This window comes from Kitasatospora sp. NPDC008050 (genome assembly GCF_042957465.1).
Taxonomy (GTDB): Bacteria; Actinomycetota; Actinomycetes; order Streptomycetales; family Streptomycetaceae; genus Kitasatospora.
The window spans coordinates 18,287-38,648 of sequence record NZ_JBIBIJ010000035.1 but is presented as its reverse complement, the minus strand read 5'-3'; the positions used below and the strand labels follow the sequence as shown (position 1 = coordinate 38,648).

16 protein-coding genes are annotated in these 20,362 nt (G+C 73.2%); 9 read left to right on the top strand and 7 right to left on the bottom strand.

Features of this window, described 5'->3' with window-relative positions:
• Window positions 1–434 precede the first annotated feature (434 nt).
• Window positions 435–1,436 (bottom strand): alpha/beta hydrolase, encoded by a 1,002-nt coding sequence (locus tag ACFZB9_RS36120; protein ID WP_391454303.1) that lies wholly within the window; start codon window positions 1,434–1,436, stop codon window positions 435–437.
• 174 nt (window positions 1,437–1,610) lie between these two features.
• Between ACFZB9_RS36120 and ACFZB9_RS36115 the strand changes: the two genes are divergently transcribed.
• Both ACFZB9_RS36115 and ACFZB9_RS36110 read left to right on the top strand, forming a co-directional pair.
• On the top strand, window positions 1,611–2,699 hold the full coding sequence (locus ACFZB9_RS36115) for a helix-turn-helix domain-containing protein (RefSeq protein ID WP_391454301.1): 1,089 nt from the start codon (window positions 1,611–1,613) through the stop codon (window positions 2,697–2,699).
• Window positions 2,700–2,940: 241 nt separating this feature from the next.
• Window positions 2,941–3,366, top strand: coding sequence for a hypothetical protein (locus tag ACFZB9_RS36110; protein WP_391454299.1), 426 nt, complete (start codon window positions 2,941–2,943; stop codon window positions 3,364–3,366).
• A gap of 85 nt (window positions 3,367–3,451) precedes the next feature.
• On the opposite strand, the gene ACFZB9_RS36105 is transcribed toward ACFZB9_RS36110, so the two are convergent.
• Window positions 3,452–4,411, bottom strand: coding sequence for an esterase/lipase family protein (locus tag ACFZB9_RS36105; RefSeq protein ID WP_391454298.1), 960 nt, complete (start codon window positions 4,409–4,411; stop codon window positions 3,452–3,454).
• A 262-nt stretch (window positions 4,412–4,673) separates the two neighbouring features.
• On the opposite strand from ACFZB9_RS36105, the gene ACFZB9_RS36100 reads away from it, so the two are divergent.
• From ACFZB9_RS36100 to ACFZB9_RS36090, 3 genes are all read left to right on the top strand, one after another.
• A complete protein-coding gene (locus ACFZB9_RS36100; RefSeq protein WP_391454296.1) occupies window positions 4,674–5,843 on the top strand; it encodes a helix-turn-helix domain-containing protein in 1,170 nt (389 codons plus the stop codon).
• Window positions 5,844–6,017: 174 nt separating this feature from the next.
• Window positions 6,018–6,374: an ArsR/SmtB family transcription factor gene (locus ACFZB9_RS36095; RefSeq protein WP_391454295.1), complete on the top strand. Its 357-nt coding sequence runs from the start codon at window positions 6,018–6,020 to the stop codon at window positions 6,372–6,374.
• A 119-nt stretch (window positions 6,375–6,493) separates the two neighbouring features.
• Complete coding sequence (locus ACFZB9_RS36090; protein ID WP_391454294.1) at window positions 6,494–7,885, top strand: MFS transporter; 1,392 nt, start codon at window positions 6,494–6,496, stop codon at window positions 7,883–7,885.
• 160 nt (window positions 7,886–8,045) lie between these two features.
• On the opposite strand, the gene ACFZB9_RS36085 is transcribed toward ACFZB9_RS36090, so the two are convergent.
• Window positions 8,046–10,262 carry a hypothetical protein gene (locus ACFZB9_RS36085; protein ID WP_391454292.1) on the bottom strand — a complete coding sequence of 739 codons (2,217 nt, stop codon included), beginning with the start codon at window positions 10,260–10,262 and terminating at the stop codon, window positions 8,046–8,048.
• A gap of 73 nt (window positions 10,263–10,335) precedes the next feature.
• Window positions 10,336–11,760, bottom strand: coding sequence for a lytic murein transglycosylase (locus ACFZB9_RS36080; protein WP_391454290.1), 1,425 nt, complete (start codon window positions 11,758–11,760; stop codon window positions 10,336–10,338).
• Window positions 11,761–12,233: 473 nt separating this feature from the next.
• Between ACFZB9_RS36080 and ACFZB9_RS36075 the strand changes: the two genes are divergently transcribed.
• Window positions 12,234–13,010: an IclR family transcriptional regulator gene (locus ACFZB9_RS36075; RefSeq protein WP_391454289.1), complete on the top strand. Its 777-nt coding sequence runs from the start codon at window positions 12,234–12,236 to the stop codon at window positions 13,008–13,010.
• 99 nt (window positions 13,011–13,109) lie between these two features.
• On the opposite strand, the gene dhaL (ACFZB9_RS36070) is transcribed toward ACFZB9_RS36075, so the two are convergent.
• The 3 genes from dhaL (ACFZB9_RS36070) to ACFZB9_RS36060 all read right to left on the bottom strand — a co-directional run bounded on the left by dhaL (ACFZB9_RS36070) (window position 13,110) and on the right by ACFZB9_RS36060 (window position 16,062).
• Window positions 13,110–13,736 (bottom strand): dihydroxyacetone kinase subunit DhaL, encoded by a 627-nt coding sequence (gene dhaL / locus ACFZB9_RS36070; protein ID WP_391454288.1) that lies wholly within the window; start codon window positions 13,734–13,736, stop codon window positions 13,110–13,112.
• 230 nt (window positions 13,737–13,966) lie between these two features.
• Window positions 13,967–14,965 (bottom strand): type I glyceraldehyde-3-phosphate dehydrogenase, encoded by a 999-nt coding sequence (gene gap, locus ACFZB9_RS36065; protein WP_391454286.1) that lies wholly within the window; start codon window positions 14,963–14,965, stop codon window positions 13,967–13,969.
• A gap of 131 nt (window positions 14,966–15,096) precedes the next feature.
• Window positions 15,097–16,062, bottom strand: a complete 966-nt coding sequence (locus ACFZB9_RS36060; RefSeq protein WP_391454284.1) for a GlxA family transcriptional regulator — start codon at window positions 16,060–16,062, stop codon at window positions 15,097–15,099.
• A 288-nt stretch (window positions 16,063–16,350) separates the two neighbouring features.
• Between ACFZB9_RS36060 and dhaL (ACFZB9_RS36055) the strand changes: the two genes are divergently transcribed.
• From dhaL (ACFZB9_RS36055) to ptlH, 3 genes are all read left to right on the top strand, one after another.
• The gene (dhaL, locus tag ACFZB9_RS36055; RefSeq protein WP_391454282.1) at window positions 16,351–18,075 is read left to right on the top strand and encodes a dihydroxyacetone kinase subunit DhaL; all 1,725 of its coding nucleotides are present in this window, start codon (window positions 16,351–16,353) and stop codon (window positions 18,073–18,075) included.
• Between the two features lie 94 nt (window positions 18,076–18,169).
• The gene (gene penM, locus ACFZB9_RS36050; RefSeq protein ID WP_391454280.1) at window positions 18,170–19,393 is read left to right on the top strand and encodes a pentalenolactone synthase; all 1,224 of its coding nucleotides are present in this window, start codon (window positions 18,170–18,172) and stop codon (window positions 19,391–19,393) included.
• A 74-nt stretch (window positions 19,394–19,467) separates the two neighbouring features.
• Complete coding sequence (ptlH, locus tag ACFZB9_RS36045) at window positions 19,468–20,319, top strand: 1-deoxypentalenic acid 11-beta-hydroxylase (protein ID WP_391454279.1); 852 nt, start codon at window positions 19,468–19,470, stop codon at window positions 20,317–20,319.
• Window positions 20,320–20,362: the final 43 nt, after the last annotated feature.

Below are 20,362 nucleotides of genomic sequence, written 5' to 3'. Positions count from 1 at the left end.
CTGTCCGACGTGTTGAACTTTAGCCCAGCCCCGCTCCGAAAAGCGAATCCGGCCCACCCGCCGAAATACCGGCACGACAAAAGAAGCCAGCCGCATAAGCGTGCGAAAAGCAGCGCGCCGACGACCGACGATCTTGCCGGGATGGTGTTTCAGGAGAGTGGCCGCCCCGGGACCGTCCGCGCCGATGCGTGTCCGGTGCTCCCTGCCGAGCGACTAGGACACGCTAGACCCGTCGAGCCCCAGAAGCAAATCTCCTGTCCCGCCAGCATGTACAGCGCCCAGGAGGTGAGGTGGACCGGCACCAGAGCGGCGGGGAGGTGGCGCTTGGCCAGCCGGACCCGGTTGCGCGCCGTCATGCGGTAACAGGTCGCGTGACGGGCCGGTCGCAACCGAGGATCCCGCACCGCTGGTGCCAGATATCCGCTGACCGGCTGTCAGGAGAGGACTCGCCGCAGGTAGGCGCTGCGGGCGGCGATGGCCAGTTGCGAGACCGCGGCCTGCGGTGCCGCGACCGCGAAGCCGTGCCAGGCACCGGGCCACATGTGCAGTTCGACCGGGACACCGGCGCGGGAGAGTCGGGCGGCGTAGTCCAGCGCCTCGTCGCGGAAGGTCTCGACCTGGCCCACGTCGATGAAGGCGGGCGGCAGGCCGCCGAGGTCCTCGGCGCGGGCCGGGGCGGCGTATGCCGGGACGTCGGGGCCGCCGGCGGCCGGGCCGAGCAGGCTCTGCCAGCCGGTCCGGTTGGAGTGGCGGTCCCAGAATCCCTCGCCGTCCAGCTCCTGGCTGGACGAGGTCAACTCCCGGTCGTCCAGCATCGGGCACTGCAGGATCTGGTGGGACAGCGCCGGACCGCCGCGGTCACGGGCCAGCAGGGCGGTCGCGGCGGCGAGCCCGCCACCCGCGCTGGAGCCCCAGATGATCAGCCGGTCCGGGTCGATGGCGAGTGCCTCGGCGTGGGCGGCGGTCCACACCAGCCCGGCGTAGCAGTCCTCGACCGGTGCGGGGTACGGGTGTTCGGGCGCCAGCCGGTAGCCCACGGCGACTGCGACGACGCCGAGCAGGTCGACCCACTCGGCCAGGGTGTCGGCCTGCTCCCACTGGTCGCCGGAGACCAGGCCGCCGCCGTGCACGTGGTAGACGGCCGGCCAGGGCCCGGGGCCCCGGGTCGGGCGCAGGATCAGCACCGGCAGCTCGGGCCCGCCCGGCGTTCCCGGGATCACCCGCTCCTCGACCGTGACGGCGCCGCCACGGGTCAGGGCCGCCGGGTCCGGACGCATGCCCTGGTTCATCGCACGGAAGGCGGGGATGTCGTCGGGGCCGATCGAGCAGACGGCGCGGATCTCCTCGGGCAGCGCGGCGAGGACCGCGCCCAGCTCGGGGTCGAAGGGCGGGCGGGTACGGCGGGCCGTACTGCCGCGGGGGGCGGGCTCGGTCACGGCGGGCTCCTGAACGGGGTGGGTGATCATCGTCGGGCCCCAGCCTGGCTCTGGGCGCCGGGCCCGGACAACCGCCGCCCGGCGGGTACCGCCGCACATCATCCGCCATGCGGCGGGGCGACGGCCGGTAGGGTCGGCGCCGGACCGGAACAGCGGCGGTGGGAAGGGGCGGGCGTGGAGCAACTCCTCGAACGACTCTCGGCGTTGGATCCTGATGCCGAGAGCGCGGTGCGGGCGATCGCGTACTTCGACGCCCTGGTCTCCGGCCGGGCCGGCCTGGACGCCTTCGTCCGCGGGGCCGCGGTACTGGCCGGCTGCCCGGCCGGGCTGCACGACCCGGACCGGCACGTCCAGGTGCGCGTGCACCAGGACGGCAGCCGGCTGGACCCGGGGCCGGCCGCCGCACGCTGGCCCGGCCTGGACCTGGCGGGTACCGCGCACGGCCGGGTCTGGATCGAGCGGGCGGGCGAACCGACCACCGTGGACGGGGTGATCCTGGAGCGCTTCGCCGCCGGGGTCTGCATCGTCCTGGACCGCACCCGGGGCCGCGCCCCGGCCTGGGATCCGGCCAGCGTCGAGGTCCTGCTCGCGGCCGACGGCGACGAGGCCACCCGGCTGCGCGCCGCCCGCCGGCTCACCATTCCCACCGACCTGCGGGTGCGGGCCGTGGCGGCGCTGCCCCTGCGGCACTCGCCCGACCGCCCCGGCGCAGCCGTGGAGTTCGCCGACCCGGTGCGCAGCCGGTGGAGCACCCGGATCGGCCGGGTGACCGCGGCCATCGTTCCCGCCGTCGGCGGGGCGGAGCCGGACCCGCCGACGGACTACCGGGCGGGGATCGGTGCGGCGACGGGCGTCACCGAGGTCTGGCGTTCCTGGGCCGGGGCGCTGGCCGCGCTCCGGCTGACCGCCGACGGCAGCGGCGCCGATCCGGGCCCGCGGCAGCTGCGCCACGAGGACCTCGGCGCCCTGGCCGTGCTGGCCGAGCACGTAGCGCCCGCGGACGCGCTGGTCGAGGACGTCCGCACCCTGCTGGCCGTCGAGGCGGCGGCCGCCGGTTCACTCGCCACGCTGACGGCGCTGGTCGAGCAGGACAGCCTGCGCCGCGCCGCGGCCGCGCTCCACCTGCACCACTCGACCCTTCAGGCCCGGCTGCCCCAGCTGCGCGCGGCCCTGGGCCACCCGTTCGACACGCCGGCGGGCCGCTCGCGCCTGCACACCGCGCTGCTGCTGCTCCGGATCCACCGCACCGGTCCGCTGCCCTGACCGGACGGACAGACGGACAGACGGACGGACACCGGAGCTGGGGTCAACTCCCTTGGGTCACAGCAGGGTCGGCATCCGGAGCCGACCGGTCCGGACGGCTACCGCAGAGGTTTACCGGCAGTTGCGGTCCAGGTATGACGCCTTGCCGGCGCAGCCGGAGGAGCCTGGGCGCAGGCCGCGATGAGCGGCCCATCCGGTCCGGCAGCCGAAGTCGCCGGGCCGCCGATCCAGGAGGGGGACCATGCGCACCAGCATCAAGGCACTCACGGTCACGGCGGTGGCGGCGGGAGCCGTCAGCCTGGCCACCGTTCCGGCCTTCGCCGACACGCTCACCAACTACCAGGGCGGAGTCACCTGGACCAAGCTGTACATCGGAAGCACCACCTGTGAGGCGGTGATCGACAAGGCCTACGACAGCACCCTGGGCTACGAGGTCGCCCGGGGGGCCTTCATCTCGAACGGCCCCACCTGCAAGGGTGCGCTCTACCGGTCGACCGACGGCGGCAGGACCTGGATCCAGGCCAGCGACGTCTACAGCTTCGGCAGTTCGTCCGGCTGGGTCCGCACCGGCTACCACTGGGACACCCCCGGGGAGGTCGTCAACCGGGTGTGCATCAGCACCGGGTCGGTCGCCCCGATCGACGGGGGCTGCTCGTACGCGGTCTAGCGAGCCGCGGGCCCACCGCCCGGAGCGGGCGCACCGGGCGGTGGGCCGGGCGGGCCGGGTGGGCCGGTCAGCGGAGGCGGGCCGGTCAGCGGAGGGGGCCGGTGATCGGGAGGACGATCCGGCAGGGGACGGGGCTGGGGTGCGCGGGGTCGAGGGCGTTGAGGACGTCGGCGAGCGCGACGGGGTCGTAGCCGGCCTCCAGGTGGTCGGTGGCGTCGAGCGGGCACTGGTCCTGGAGGGTGAGGTCGGTGACCTGGGGACCGTCGGGCAGGAAGCTGTTGGTGTAGGGGGTGACCACCTCGTCGAACCTGGTGGCGATGACCGTGTAGTCGACGCCGGGGGCGGTCAGGCCGCCGGCGTTGAGCTGGGTGAGGAACGGGGAACCGATCTCCTGCTCGACGCAGGCCGCGCAGGAGGTGTCGAGGAGGCTGTTGGCGGGCTCCAGCAGGCCGAGCTGACGGCCGAGTCGGGTGAGGCCGTCGAGGGTGGTGCCGTTGTTGTTGGGGGTGATGCCGACCAGTTTGGCGACCTTGGCGGCGCCGCCGAGGTTCTTCAGGTAGTAGCGGGGCAGCAGGCCACCGCCCTGGGAGTGGCCGACCAGGTCCACCTTCGCGGCGTGGGTGGCGGCCAGCACCTGGTCGACGAAGGCGGACAGCCGGCCGGCGGAGTCGGCGATGGGACCCAGGCCCTGGACGGGTGCGCCGGGGGCGCCGCCGTAGTTGAAGGCGTAGACGCAGTAACCGGCGTCCGCGAGCAGCGGGGCGGCGCCGCGCCAGTAGTCGTCCATGCTCTCGGCGGTGCCGTGCACCAGGACGACGGGGTCGGGGTGGGCGGCGCTCGGTTCGCAGGACCAGTCGTTCGCACCGGGCGGTGCCTGGTCGGGGGTGAGGAAGCCGCTCAGCAGTCCGACGGGGAAGTGGTTCTCCACCGGGTACGCGGGGGCGGCGGCCGACTGTGCGGCCGCGGCCGGCTGTGCGACGGCGACCAGCAGAGCGGTCGCGGCGCCGGCCGCGACGGCGAGCACCCGTACTCGCTTCGTTCTCATAGTGCACACCTTTCGATACGTGCCGGAATATTCCTCGCATCCGGCGGCCGGATCCCGAAGCTAGGTGCGCGCCGATCGGCCGTCAACGCGCCCGGTGGCGCCCCGGGGGAAGTTCTCCCGCGACTGCCAGGAATTTCTTCCGGACCGGCCGAAAGCTGTCACCCAGGCGAGTGTTCCGAGGCCCACCGGCGACCCCGGCAGGGCCCAAATACCTTGCCAAAGCTATTGACTGGCCGGTAACACCGCCGCATACTCACACCTCGTGACAGGACCCTGGGGCGCGTTCGGGCGCAATTTATCCACAGCTCTCCGAGCGGAGCAGAAGAGCCTGGCCGCCGAAATCATCCGAGAGATCAGAGCGGGTATCCCGGAATTCGCCCGCCCCCTCGCCGGACAATTCGGCGCGGGAATCCAGCAGGGCGTGGAGACCGCGCTGGCGGAGTTCGCCGACCGCGTCGAGGAGCCCGCCGGCCTCGATCCGGAGCGGCTGCGGATCTACCGTTCGCTCGGGCGCGGCGAGCTGACCGAGGGCCGCAGCCTGGACGCGCTGCAGGCCGCCTACCGGCTCGGCGCCCGGGTCGCGTGGCGCCGCTACGCCCGGGTGGCGCGGCGGGCCGGGCTGGGGGCGGAGAGCCTGGTGACGCTGGCCGAGGCGGTGTTCGCGCACATCGACGAGATCGCGGCGGCGAGCGTGCGCGGCTACCTGGAGGCCCGTACCGACCGGGCCGGGGCGCTGGGTCGGGCCCGGCACCACCTGCTGCGGGCGCTGCTGGAGGGGGCGGGCGACCAGGAGGTGCGACGGGCCGCGGCGGCCGCGGACTGGGCGCTGCCCGACCGGGTGGCCGCGGTGGTGCTGGATCCGCCGACCGTCGAACGTCCCCGGCACTCCCGGACGCCGCAGCTGCCGGACGCGGTGCTGGCCGATCTGGAACCGCCCGAGCCGTGTCTGCTGGTGCCGCGGGCGTACCTGCGCGACGGCCAGGTGCTGGAGGCCCTGAGCGGACAGGGCGCGGTGATCGGACCGTCGGTGCCGCTCACCGAGGCCACCCGGTCGCTGCGCTGGGCCCGGCTGCTGCGCGCCGAGCTGCCGGGCCCGCTCCTGCGGCCGGTGGACTGCGAGGACCACCTGGCCGAACTGCTGCTCCTCGCGGACCGCCCGCTGGTGCACCTGATCGCCGAGCGGCGGCTGGCGCCGCTGGCCGAGCTGACCGCCAAGCAGGCCGATCGGGTGGCCGCCACGCTGCTGGCCTGGCTGCAGACCGACCACGGCAGCGCGCCGGAGGTCGCGGCCCGGCTCGGTATCCACCCACAGACCGCCCGCCAACGCCTGCACCGGGTCGAGGAGTTGTTCGGGCGGGAGCTCACCGCGCCGGGCGCCCGGTTCGAGCTGGAGGTCGCGCTGCGGGCCCGGCCGCGGCGCACGCAGGGGTGACCGGCGAGTCGGCCCGTGACCGTTCCGGGCCGGCCGGCCGGCGCGGCGAAGGCACTGGGCCCTGTCCGCCGGTCCTTGGCGCAGCTTGTCGATGGCCCGGGTGACGACCTCGGTGGCCTCCCCGCCGTGACATGTGCGCAGGTGCGCAATCCCGGCCACCCCTACGATGGCCCGATGGACAAGCGCACGCCGACAGCAGATGCACATGGCTCGCAGCAGCACAGCAGAGGCGAGCAGCTGGAGGTCGCCGCCTCGATCCTCGCGCTGCTCGCCGACCGCACCCGGCTCGCCCTGCTGGAGCGGCTCGGCCGCGGGGAGGCGGACGTGACCACGCTCACCGAGGCCACCGGAGCCGCCCGCCCCTCCGTCTCCCAGCACTTGGCCAAGCTCCGCCTCGCCGGCCTCGTCACGACCCGCAAGGACGGGCGCCGCGTCGTCTACTCGCTGCGCCACGGCCACCTGCGCCGGCTGGTCGACGAGGCGTTGAACGTCGCCGACCACCAGATCGGCTCGTTGCCCCCGCACGACTGACCGGCCCCTGGCCGAGCGCGCGGGCGACGGCGCGGTGATCCTCGCTGAACAGGTGCGCAGGTGCGCACATATTGGCTACCATGGCCCGGTCACCATCGCCGACTCCGAGGGCGCGACCGATGCTGTCCGTGCTGCGCAACCGCACCTACCGCCACCTGTTCACCGCGCAGGTCGTCGCCCTGGTCGGCACCGGCCTGGCGACGGTGGCCCTGTCGCTCCTCGCCTACCGGATCGCGGGGAACAACGCCTCGGCGGTGCTGGGCACGGCGCTGGCGATCAAGATGGTCGCCTATGTGACGATCGCACCGCTCGCCGGCGCCCTCGCCGGCCGCGTCCCCCGGCGGGCACTGATGGTCACGATGGACCTCACCCGCGCGGGCGTCGCCCTCACCCTGCCGTTCGTCACCCAGGTCTGGCAGATCTACCTGACGGTCTTTCTGCTCCAGGCCGCCTCCGCCGCCTTCACCCCGACCTTCCAGGCCACCATCCCCGAAGTGCTGCCGGCCGAACGCGACTACACCCAGGCGCTGTCGATGTCCCGGCTCGCCTACGACCTGGAGTCGCTCTTCTCCCCGGCACTGGCCGCGCTGCTGCTGACCGTGGTGTCCTACAGCTGGCTGTTCACCGGGACGATGATCGGATTCGCCGCCTCCGCCGCCCTGGTCCTCTCCGCCGTCCTGCCGAAGGCTCCCCCGGTGGAGCGCCCCGGCGGCGTCTACGCCAACGCGCTGTTCGGCTCACGGCTGTACCGGGCCACCCCGCGCCTGCGGGCACTGCTCGCGCTCGACCTCGCGGTCGCCGCGGCCGGCGCGATCGTCTTCGTCAACACGGTCGTCGTGGTCCGCGAGCACTTCCACCACCCCGCCGGCGACGTCTCCCTCGCGCTCGGCTGCTACGGCGCCGGGTCCATGGCCACCGCGCTGCTGATGCCCCGCGTGCTGCACCGGGTGAGCGACCGGACGGTCATGCTGCCCGCCGCGTTCGCGCTGCCCGCCGTCCTCGCCGCCGTCGCCGCGATCACCGCCGCCGCCCCCGGTACCTGGTCCTGGGTCGCGCTGCTGGCCGCGTGGGCGCTGATCGGCGCGGGCAGCTCGGCCGTGCTCACCCCCGGCGGACGGGTGGTCCGCCGCTCCGCCGCCGACGCCGACCTGCCCGCCGCCTTCGCCGCCCAGTTCTCCCTCTCCCACTCCTGCTGGCTGCTGACCTACCCGCTCGCCGGCTGGGTCGCCGCCGAGGCGGGCCTGCGCGCCACCGCCCTGGTGCTCGCCGCCGTCGCCCTCGCCGCGGCCGTCGGCGCCGTCCTGCTCTGGCCGCGCCACGACCCCGGGGCGCTGCCCCACCTGCACAGCGACCTGCCCGCCGGCCACCCCCACCTCGCCGGTGCCCACCGGACGCCGGCCGGGAGTTGGCGCCACGGCCACCACTACGTGATCGACCAGCACCACCACAGCTGGCCGCGCCCGGAGGTGCGGCGGGTGCCGGCCAACACCGCGACGGGGTGGACCGGTTGAACCGACCTGACCACCGCCGAGCCCGTCGACACGACAACGCCGGGGTGCCGAATGTCGGCACCCCGGCGTGACGTCGATGGCGAGGAAAGCGGAGGGACTAATTTCAGAGAGGAAGGAGAAGGAAGTCCGTCCATGGCCTCGCCGGGGCCAACGCTAGCAGTCAGCCGGGGATCAGGGCACGCAGGTTTTCCGGCGTGACGACCACCGAATCCGGGTGCAGCCCCTGCGGGCGGGCCAGGCCGAGGTAGGTGACCGGGCCGTCCGGCACGGTGGTGCCGTCCCACAGCGTGGTCGCCGTGGCGCGCTCGGCCATCAGCTCGGTGAGGTACCGCACCGTGAGGTAGTCGCGCTCGACGACGCCCCGCACCAGCGTCGCCACCGACACCCGGTTCCCCTCGACCCGGTTGGCCTGCGGGTTTCCCTGGAGGTAGAGGTGCAGCCACTTCGCGCGCCAACTGCCGTCCTGCCCGCGCAGGAACACCAGCGGCAGCGCGACCCGGCCCGGGCCGCGCAGTTCCGACTTCATCCGCACGGTGCGCGCCTCGAACGGACGGCCCTGCTGCTCGGCCTCGCGCAGCATGAAGCCGAAGAACGACTCCTCGACCTCCTCGAAGCCCTCGCCCGAGTAGATGTTGACCTGCGGGACGATGAAGGTGCCGCGCACGGCGTTCAGCCGCAGGTTGATGAACTCCGAAGCGCCCTCGGGCGCAGCGGTGATGTCCCCCGAGTGCTCGCCCTCGACCTGCGTGAGTTCGGTGTAGGAGAGCCAGCAGACCGTCCCGTACGAGGCGTCCAGGAGCAGCGCGGACAGGTCGAAGTCGGTGGTGCGGCTGCTCTCCTTCCAGTGGACGAAGAACCGGAGCAGGTCGCCGTCGACCGGGGAGAGGGAGCCGCGCGGCAGCACCCCGAGGCCGGCCCCCGTCGCGTTGCCGCTGAGCGGCAGCGCGACGTCGAGGATGTCGGGGTCGATCAGCAGGTGCCCGGGCGCGGGCAGGCGGCGGCGCGTCTCGGCGTCCAGGGCCGCGATCAGGCGCTCGCGCTCGGGCGGCAGCACGGGTGAGCGGGTGTCGGCGGTGACCCAGGCACGGCCGCGGCGGTTGACGAAGACACGGCGCTCGCCCCTGTCCTCGGTCCGGTTGTGGAAGTACTCACGGACCGACAGCAGCACGCGGCCGGACACCTGCGGGGCGACCTGCTCGGCGGCGGCCACGACGGCGTCGCGCTCCTCCTGGGTGCGGCAGGCACGCAGCAGACGGTCCAGGGCGCGGAACAGCCTGCCCGGAGCGGCCGTCAACAGCCGTGCCGCCCCGGTCACGTCGTCTCCGCCGAGCAGTTCCTCGACCCGGCTGTCGAAGGAGCGGGCCTCCTGCTCTCCGCGGGCCACCGCGAACACCTCGGCGGCGTACGGCCAGCGCGGGTACTCGTGCGGGTGCAGGCGCTCGCCGAGGCGCTTGAACGCCTCGCGGTGCGCGGTGACGTCGGCGAGCTTGCCGGGGGCCGCCGCGACCACGGCGTCCAGGCCGGCGAGCAGGGCGCGGCGGACCGGCCGGGACAGTGACCGGAACCGGGTCGGCTCCAGCAGGGTCACGTCACCGTCCGACAGCGCGCAGGCCAGGCGGAGCACATCGGTCACGGTGTCCAGCAGCAGCTCGGCACCGGCCGCGAGACGGGCGCGGTTGACCACGGCCCGGCTCTCCCGCACCGGTATCGCCCCGGGCTGGGGACCGTCGACGCACTGCCCGGCCAGCGCGCCGAGGTCGCGCAGCCCCTCCTCGCCCAGCGGGGTCGTGCTGCCCGCCAGCGCCAGATACAGGTCGCTGACCTCGTCCGCCGGGGCGCCGCCCAGGTGCAGCACCGTCAGGCGGTCGCCCGCGGCGGCGATCAGCTCGCCGTGGGCGGCGAGCATCTCGGCGTACGTGTGCTGGTAGCTGCCGTACGACGGGAGGGTCAGCAGGTCGACCACACCGGCGCGCAGCTGGGCGAAGGCGCCCTCCCGCACGGTGTCGTCACGCACGGTGTCCTCACGCACGCTGTCGTCGCCCGGGGCGTCGTCCCGCAGGGCCTCGGCGACGCACCGCATCCAGAACTCGAACGTGTCCGGCACCTTGGCCGGGAAGTCGACGAAGTAGACGTTGTGCTCGACGTGGTCGCCGGTCATCTCCCGCACGGTCTCCAGCGTGCGCGCGGCGATCTCGACGACCGCGGTCGCGGCCAGCCCCGACAGGCGCTCCAGCAGCGCGGCCGAGAGCTTGAAGCCCACGGACATCAGCGCGGCATCGAACTGCCGCGCCGCGACGCCACCCTCCCCGGCGGGACCGCAGGGGGCGGGGATGCGATGGGTGTGCCGGATGACCAGCGGTTCGAGTCGGTGGACCATCCGGGCATGCTCCCAGACCCAGCCGACAGACCGCACTCGGGTTTCCGGACAGAACCGGCGCCCGGCGCTTGGCTCACTTGGCGGTCGCGGAGGGCGACGGGCTCGGGGAGCCCGTCGGCGCGGCCGTGGGGGTGGGCGAGGGGGACCCGCAGCTCGGCGACGGGCTGCCGGAGGGCGCCGGGGAGCCCGGGGTCGCGGACGCGGAGGCGGACGCGGAGGCGGCGGGCGTCGGCGTCGCGGACGGCGAGGGCGTCGGCGAGGCCGAGGCCGACGGGCTCGGGGAGGCGGACGCGCCGGCCGTCGGGGAGGGGCAGCCGGTCGGCGTCGGGCTCGCGGTGCCCGTCGGCGAGGCGGTGGGGCTCGGCGACGGCTGCCCGGTCGGCGACGACGAGGCGCCGGCCGTGGGCGACGGCTTCGTGGTCGGGGACGCCGGGGCGCTCGGCGAGCCGGTCGGCGACGCCGGCGCCGTGGGGGTGGGCGCCGCGGAGGCGCTCGGCGAGCCGGTCGGCGACGCCGGCGCCGTGGGGGTGGGCGCCGCGGAGGCGCTCGGCGACGCGGTGGGCGTGGCCGTGGGCGACGGGTTCGCGCTCGGCGACGGCGAAGCGCTCGGCGCAGAGCTCGACGGGGCGCTCGGCGAGGCCGGGGCGACGCTCGTGGGCGCCCCGGCCGCGGGCGGCTGGGGCGTCGGCACGACCGAGAACAACCCGGTGCTGACGGGCGCCGTGACCGGGCCGGGCGTGACCGGGCCGGGCACCGCCGACAGGTCCGGCACCGCCGAGGCGCCGGTCTGGAAGTAGGTCATCCACCCCTTGACCGTGTTGAGGTAGTCGGTGGAGTTGTTGTAGCCGAGGATCGCCTGGTTGAGCTGGGCCGGCACCGACAGGTCGCGGCCGTTCGCGCAGAGGTAGCGGCCGGCGCCCAGCGCGGCGTCCCAGATGTTGTTGGGGTCGGCCTTGCCGTCACCGTTGCCGTCGGCGCCCCAGGTCGCCCAGGTGGAGGGGAGGAACTGCATCGGCCCCACGGCCCGGGCCCAGGAACCGCCGCCGTCGTAGGCGCCGGCGTCGGAGTTCGGGATCGCGGCGAAACCACTGGTCCCGTCCAGCGCCGGACCGAGGATCGGCGTGTACGTCGTACCGGAGGCGTCGACCCGGCCGCCGTCGGCCTGGCCGGACTCCACCTGCCCGATGCCGGCCAGCAGTTGCCACGGCAGGTGGCAGCCCGGGTCGGTTCCGGCGAGCGACGCCTCGGCGTTGCGGTAGGCGGCGAACACCGTGGCCGGCAGCCGGGCCCCGCCCACGGACAGCGAGGTCGCGGGCGTCACCGGCACGGTGCCCGGCGTCCCGGTCGGCAGCACGGGGGTCGGTGCCGCGAAGGGCGACCCGGCCACCGCACCCGGCGGCTGCGGCAGCACCCGGGGGCCGCCACCGTCCAGCGACGGCTGCCCGGCCGGCGCCGCCCCACCCGCGGCGGACGCGGGCGCGGGCGCACCGAACGCCACTGGTGAAGCGAGGGTCAGGGGCGCGGACGGCGCCGCCCCGGCAGCGAGGGCAACGAGCGCCCCGGCAGTCTGGAACAGCGCGCGTTTACGTATCCACCTGGCCACGTGAGCTCCTTCCGATGATCCTGCGGTCAGTCCATGGACGAACCGACCGCCCATCAGGTTCCACTCGGGTCACACAGTTCGACCCCGAACCACGAGGGTCGGTCGGCGTCAGCATCAGATCACGCGGGGGTGACGCGGCCTCACAGCGGGCTGCCTCCTGGCGGGGCCCCACCAGGAGGCAGCCGCGTAGTGGGAGGCCGCTGTTCCGGCTCGGCCGGATGAGACCGGTGGTTGACGACCTCCTCCCCCGGCCCCGTCAGCGCTCCTCACCCGGAGGCCATCGCACCAATACAATGCCAACCGAGACGCCCGCGAACAGGGGTGCTACGTTTCGGAACACTGTTCAGTAATGCAAAACTGGAGTCCTTGTGGTTCAGTCGGTACAGCGGGCGATCCGCATCTTGCGCGAGCTCGCCACGGACGGCCCGCGACTGGGCGTCACAGAGCTGGCCGACCGCCTGGGCGTGGCCAAGCCCACCGTTCACGCGCTGCTGCGGACACTGGAGTCGGAGGGGCTGGTGTCCCGCGACTCGGAGGGCTCCAAGTACCGGCTCGGGCCCGACCTGGTGGCCTTCGGCAACGCCTACCTGGACACCCATGAGCTCCGCAGCCGTTCGCTGACCTGGGCCGAGCTGCTCGCCGCCCGCACCAAGGAGGCGGTGTGGGTGTCCGTCCTGACCGGCGGCCGGATCCTCGTGGTCCACCACGCCTTCAGGCCCGAGGGCGCGGTGCAGATGCTCGAGGTCGGTGCGGCCATCCCCTGGAATGCCAGCGGCTTCGGCAAGGCGATCGTCGCCTTCTCGCCCCCGGCGCTGCGAAAGGAGCTGCTGCTCGGCGAGTTGACGGCGCTCACCGGGGCCACCGCCACCGACCCCGCCGTGCTCACCCGCCAGCTCGATCAGGCGGCCGCCGCCGGCTACGCGGTGGAGGACCAGGAATCCACGATCGGCGACGGGACCATCGCCGCTCCCGTCTTCGACCGCTCGGGCGAGGTGGCGGGTGCGATCGGGGTGGTCGGGCCGGTCGAACGCCTGCTCGCGGACCCGGCGCGGCAGGAACTCGCGGTCGCCGTACGCGAGACCGCACGCAATCTGTCCCGGGAGCTGGGTGCCCGCCGGGGCGGCTCCGTCCACCTTCATTCCTGACGGGTCGACTGGCGCCGCCGCTCTTGACAGGGTCCCGGCGGCACGGGAACATTATTCAGAACGCTGTTCATCAATGGTGAATCAACAGACGCGTGCGGGTCAGCGCGCGGTCGCGGTGTCCGCCAGGGCCCGGAAGATGAGCGCGGCGGAGGTGGCCCCGGGATCCTGGTGGCCGATGCTGCGGGTGCCGAGATACGAGGCGCGCCCCTTGCGCGCCTGGAGCGGGACGGTGGCGCGCATTCCCTCCTCGGCCGCGTCCGCCGCCGCGAGGGCGGCTGCGGCCAGGTTGGACCCGGTGTCGGCGCGGTGGCGAAAGGCGTCCAGGGCCGGCGCCCAGGCGTCGACGACGGTCTTGTCACCGGGAGCGGCGGCGCCGAGCTCCGCGACCGCGGCCAGCCCCGCGGCCAGCGCATCCGCCATCTCCTGCGGAGTGGCGGTGGGGACGTCGAGGACCTGGCCGATCGCACGGAAGGCTCTGCCGAAGAACGGCCCCGAGGCTCCGCCGACGTTGGAGAGCAGCGCGCTGCCCGTTTCGAAGAGCACCGCTCCGGCGGCGCCCGGCTCCAGAGCGCTCACGGCGGTCGCGGCGGCGGTGAATCCGCGGTGCATGTTGACGCCGTGGTCCGCGTCGCCGATGGCCGAGTCGAGCCGGGTGAGGAGGTCCTTCTGTCTGTCCACGGCGGTTGCGATGGCGTGCACCCAGGTACGGGCGAGGTCGATGTCCACGGAGTCTCCGTTTTCGGGTGACGGTCGCTGGAGGAATGGCCGCGCGGCTGTGGTCCTGACGTGCCGGCGTGGGGGCCCCGCCCCCCGGGGGGGGGCCCCCCCGGGGGGGGGGGGGGGGGGGGGGGGCCCGCCGGGGGGGGGGGGTGGAGGGCCCGCGGGGGGGGGGCCCGGCGGGGCGGGGGGGCCGCCCGGCCGGGCGGGGCGCCACGCCGTAGAGCTCTGCTCGGGGTTCAGCTCCCGGCGAGGAGCTGGAGCGTGTCGACCACGCGGTTGGAGAAGCCCCACTCGTTGTCGTACCAGCCGACCACCTTGATGTGGCGGCCGTCGACACGGGTGAGGGCGGAGTCGAAGATCGACGACGCGGGGTTGCCGGTGATGTCCGACGACACGAGTTCGTCCTCGGAGTACTCCAGGACGCCCGCCAAGGGGCCCTCAGCGGCCGTGCGGTAGGCCGCGAGCACCTCCTCGCGCGTGACGTCGCGGGAGACGGTCGTGTTGAGCTCGACCAGTGAGCCCACCGGGACCGGGACGCGGATGGAGTCGCCCGACAGCTTGCCGTCGAGGTTGGGCAGCACGTGGCCGATGGCCTTGGCCGCACCGGTCGTCGTCGGTGCGATGTTGACGGCGGCGGCGCGGGCGCGGCGGGCGTCCCGGTGCGGGCCGTCCTGCAGGTTCTGCTCCTGCGTGTACGCGTGCACCGTGGTCATGAAACCGTGTTCGATGCCCGCGAGTTCGTCGAGCACGGCGGCGAGCGGCGCGAGCGCGTTGGTGGTGCACGAGGCGTTCGACACGATCGTGTGCACGGCCGGGTCGTAGGCATCGGTGTTCACCCCGAACGCGAGCGTGACGTCGGCGCCGTCCGACGGTGCGCTGACGAGCACCTTCTTCGCGCCCGCGTCGAGGTGGGCGCGGGCGGCCTTGGCCGCGGTGAACCGGCCCGTCGCCTCCAGCACGATGTCGACGCCGAGGTCGCCCCACGGCAGCTGCGCCGGCTCGCGCTCGGCCAGCACCGTGATCCGTCGGCCGTCGACGACGAGCTGGTTCCCCTCGACCGTCACCGGCCGGCCGAGCCGGCCGCCCGTCGTGTCGAAGGCGAGCAGCCGCGCGAGGGCAGTGGGTTCGGTGAGGTCGTTGATGGCGACGACCTCCAGGCTGCTGTCGCGTTCGAGCAGGGCGCGCAGCACGTTGCGCCCGATGCGGCCGAATCCGTTGATGGCAATGCGAGTCATGTGTGTCCCTTCGTCTCGCCTTCGAGGTTGGCAGGAACTCCGCACGCCTACCAGCGTCCTGATCGCCATCATGCGCAAGGATCAGGACATTGGGAAGGCCGCCTTCCGCTCCGCCGTCGACCGGACCCGGCTCAGGTGCCGCAGGTGAAGGTGCGCCGGTACTCGGCGGGCGAGGTGCCGAGGATGCGCTGGAAATGCTGGCGCAGATTGGCCCCGGTGCCGAGGCCGACCATCGCGGCGATCTGCTCGATGCCGCACTCCGACTGTTCGAGCAGCTCGCGGGCCCTGTCGATGCGGGCGCGCACCACCCACTGCATCGGCGTGTGCCCGGTCTCCTTGAGGAAGTGCCGTGAGAAGGTGCGGGTCGAGACGGCCGCGTGTCGGGCCAGCAGGTGCAGGGTGAGCGGTTCTTCGAGCCGGTGCAGGGCCCAGTCGCGGGTCGCGGCGAAGCGCGCGCCGTGGGGCTCGGGCACGCTGCGCGGCACGTACTGCGCCTGGCCTCCGCTGCGGTAGGGGGCGGCGACCAGGCGCCGGGCGACGTGGTTCGACGCGGCGACCCCGAACTCGCTGCGCAGGACGTGCAGGCACAGGTCGATTCCCGAGGCGGCGCCGGCCGAGGTCAGGACGTCGCCCTCGTCGACGAACAGGACGTTCTCGTCGACCTGTACCTGCGGGTGCTTCGCCGCCAGCGCCTGGGTGTAGTGCCAGTGCGTCGTCGCACGTTTGCCGTTGAGCAGGCCCGTGGCGGCGAGGGCGAAGGCGCCGGTCGAGATGGCGGCGAGGCGCGCGCCCCGGTCGTGGGCGGCGATCAGGGCGTCGAGGACGGCTCGCGGCGGATCCTCGCGGTCCGGGAACCGGTAGCCGGGGACGAAGACGAGGTCGGCCCACGCCAGCGCCTCGAGACCGTGGGAGACGGCGTAGGCCAGCCCGTCCCCGCCGCTGACCAGGCCGGGGGCCGCGCCGCAGACGCGCACCTCGCACGGCATGCTCGGGCGCGTGGCGAAGACCTGCGCGGGAATGCCGACGTCCAGTGGCTTTGCGCCGGCCAGGACCAGGACGGCGACGCGGCGGAGCGGGGAGGCCGCGATGTGGTGCATGGTGAGCTCTCTTCTCCCTCGTCCCTTTCGGACACGGTGGTGCACGGGCGCTGGGGGCGGGGCCGAGCGTTCATCCCTGACCGCCGATCGGACCCGAACTCCCAAGGTTGCATGTGTATATGATCAACGATCAGGTCCACCACATCCGCCGTTCCACGAGGTCCCGCGCGGGCAAGAGCTGAACGTCAGCCTTCCGTTCGGACTCCTATTCAGTATTGCGGAAAGCCGTTCGGCCGATCTAGCATCGCCGAAGTGTGAGGCTCAGCGTGGAGGAGGGGGACTTCCGGCGTGAAAAAGCTGATCAACGACGTTCGCAACGTGGTACCCGAAATGATGGAGGGGCTCGTCCTCGGCAACCCCGAGGCTGAGGTACTCGACGGTGAAGCGGTGGCCGTCAGGAGGACGCGCACGACGGACGTGGCGGTCGTCTCCGGTGGCGGCGCCGGGCATGAGCCCGCGCACGTCGGATTCGTCGGCGCGGGCATGCTCACCGCCGCGGTCAGCGGGGAGGTGTTCACTTCTCCGTCGGTCGACGCCGTGCTCGCCGCGATCCACGCCGTGGGCGGTCCCGCCGGCGTCCTGCTCGTGGTCAAGAACTACACCGGCGACCGGCTGAACTTCGGCCTGGCGGCCGAACTGGCCCGCGCGGAGGGCATCCCCGTCGAGATGGTGGTGGTGGCGGACGACGTCTCCCTGCCCGCGGACGGTCCGGGCGGGCGACGGGGCATCGCGGGAACGGTGCTGGTCCACAAGATCGCCGGTGCCGCGGCCGCGGCCGGCGCCTCGCTTGCGCAGGTGGCGCGGGAGGCCGAGCGGGCAGCGTCGGCGGTCGGCACCATGAGCGTTGCGCTGGGCGGTTGCACGGTCCCGGCGGTGGGCCGCCCCGGGCTCGAACTGGGCGCCTCGGAGATCGAGCTCGGCCTGGGCATCCACGGCGAGGCGGGTGTGGAGAGAGGGCCGGTCCGCCCGGCGGACGAACTCGTGGCGGACCTCCTCGACCGTGTCGTCGAGGCTCTCGACCTGGCACGGGGGGACCGAGTCGTCCTTCTGGTCAACGGACTCGGTGGCACGCCCGTCATGGAACTGGCCATCGTCGCCCGCCGGGCGGTGTCGTACCTGGCGGACCAGGGGCTGCGGCTGGAGCGCATGTGGTCCGGAAGCCTCCTCACCGCACTGGACATGCCCGGGTGCTCGCTTTCGCTGATGAAGGTCGACGACCAGCGGCTGCGCCTCCTCGACGCCGCAACCCTCGCGCCCGCCTGGCCCGCGCCCTATCGAGGCACGGTGGTGGACTCCGTGCCGGAGCCCGCCCCTGGGCTGCGCCGGCCCGCCGCCGCCCCGGCGGGTGCCGGGGCCCCACCCCCCACCACAGCTCTCCCGCCGCATCTGAGCCGTGCGATTCTCGCCGTGTGCGAGGCACTCGAAGCTGCTGAGCCGCGCCTCACCGAGCTCGACCGGCGCGTCGGCGACGGAGACCTCGGCAGCAACCTGGCACGGGGCGCTCGGGCAGTCCTGGACGAGTGCGCGGGATACGGGTCCACGCCGGCCGCCGCCCTTCGGGCCATGGCGGGAACCGTGCGGCGGTCGGTCGGCGGGTCATCCGGTCCCCTGTACGCCGCGCTGCTGCTGCGTGCCGCGGCCGTGCTCGATGCGGCGAAGAGCGACGACGCCCCCTCCACCTGGGCCGCGGCGCTGTCGGAAGGGGCAGCCGCGATCGCGCAGCTCGGCGGCGCGGCCGTCGGAGATCGCACCATGCTGGACGCGTTGGTTCCTGCGGGGCATGCCTGTGCGCGCGCCGTGGCGGACGGCGCGTCCGGCAAGGAGGCCCTGGCGCAAGCGGTCGCGGCCGCGCTCCAGGGAGCGGCTGCGAGCGCCGATCTGCTCCCGCGGCGAGGGCGCTCCAGTTATCTGGGGGAGCGTGCGGTGGGCTGCCCGGACCCCGGCGCCGTCGCCGTCACCGTCTGGCTGTCGGCCCTGGCCGACGCCGTGGATCAGACCCCAGAAGCCGCCTGAGCGTCGTCCGGTGCCTCGGCACGGACGGCGAGCCGGCCCGTGGACACCGTGGTGTCACGGCGCTGATCGAGGCCAAGTTCCGTTAAGGAGAACGATGTCCGTCTCACCTGTGGATCTCGACGTGAAGGAACTTCCGAGACTACCGTTCGACAACCCGGCCATCATCGGCATCGCGCCCCAGATGCTCGCACTGCAGCAGGAGGGGCCGATCACCAAGGTGGGGACCCCCGGCGGAGACGCCTGGCTGGTCACCCGCTACGACGAGGTGCGGACACTGCTCGACGACCGCCGACTCGGTCTCAGCAATCCCACCCCGAAGCAGTCGGCCGAGAACACGGCCCGGGGCACCATGATCGCGCTGATGGCCGGCGACGACCACGACACCGAGCCCGCCAGGCACGCGCAGATGCGCGCGCTGCTCGTGCCCCGGTTCTCCACCCGCCGGATGCGCCTGATGAAGACCCAGATCGAGCACCACGTGGACGAGCTGCTCGACCAGTTGGCCGCCGGCCCCGCACCGGCCGACCTGCACCGCGCGCTGTCGTTCCCGTTGCCGACCATGGTGGTCTGCGATCTGCTCGGCGTGCCGTTGGCCGACCGGGACCGGTTCGGGCAGTGGGCCAGGGGCGTGTTCGACCAGAGCGACGACCAGCACTCGGTGAACACCTTCCAGCTGGTTGTCGACTACATGACGGAACTGGTGGCGCGCAAGCGGATCGAGCCGGGCGACGACATCCTGTCCGAGCTGATCGCCGAGGAGAACGGCACACTGTCCGATGCCTACATCGCCGGCCTGGGCAACGCCGTGCTGCTGTTCGGCTACGAGACCACCATCGTGCGCATCGATCTGGGCACCCTGCTGCTGCTGCGCAATCCGGCCCAGCGTGCCCTGCTGGCCGAGAACCCCGAACTCGCGCCGGCGGCGGTCGAGGAGATCCTGCGCCTGGGCGTGGGCGGCAAGGGATCCAACGCGCTGATACCCCGCTACGCGCACAGCGACATCACCATCGGCGAGACGGTGATCCGGACCGGGGACGCGGTGATGCTGGCCATCGGCGCGGCCAACTACGACAGCCGGGCCTACCCCGACGGCGACCTGTTCGACCTGACCCGGGACAAGCCCAAGTCGCACATGGCATTCGGGCACGGCGCCCGGTACTGCATCGGCCGCACGCTGGCCCGGATCGAGCTGACCGCGGTGTTCGAGCGGCTGTTCCGCAAACTGCCCGACCTGCGGCTCGCGGTACCGGAGGAGTCGCTGCACTGGCAGGAGCACCGGATCACCGGCGGGTTCAACGAACTCCCCGTGACCTTCTGAGCCGTCGGCCCGCACGGATGCTCGACGCTCCTTCCCCCCACGCACGGACATCACGAGGAAGAGGACAAGGAACCATGACGGACACTTTCAGCGACTACGTCGACTGCACGCCTCTTCTCGACGACCGTGAGGCCCTGCACCGGTTCTACGACGAGCACGGCTACCTCTACCTGCGCGGCGCCCTGGACCGTGACCTCGTGCGGACCGCCGCCGAGCAGATGCTCGAGGGCCTGATCGCGCTCGGCCACGCCGCCCCCGGCACCACGCTCGACACCCTCACCATCGACTCCTACGAGGCGGTCGACGAGGTGGCGATGCACGACTACGTCAAGTACGACGACCTGTGGAACCACCCCTCGACCGTCAAGGTCTGGGAGAAGGTCCTCGGCGAGCCCGTCTTCGTCTTCAAGTCGACGACGATCCGCTACTACCCCTCCGCCCCGGGCACCGCGGAGCCGAGCTTCCTGACGCCGCTGCACCAGGACGGCTTCTACATCGGCCCGAACAAGGACTTCCGCACCGCCTGGATACCGCTGCTCGCGACGACCCGCGGCATCGGCGGCGTCGCCGTCGCCGACGGCAGCCACAAGAAGGGCCCGCGCGAGCACGTCGTGACCGAGAACTTCCGCCGCTTCGGCCACGCCGTGCGCGGTGTCCCGACGGAGGAGTTCGGCGCGGACGAGCAGCTGCTGTTCTCGCCCATGGAACCGGGCGACGTCATCATCTTCCACGCCTTCATGTGCCACAAGTCCATCCCGAACGTCTCGGTGGACCCGGCCGGCATGCGGATGTCGATGGACACCCGCATCCAGCCCGCCTCCTCGCACCGCGGCTTCAACGCCCTGACCCCCTGGCCGGAGTCCGCGAAGGACGCCTCCAAGGGAATCCTGTCGAAGATCACCGGCACCCCCAGCACCATCGAGTGACGTTCTCACCCCCGCACCAGCCTCAACCGTCCTCCCACAAACG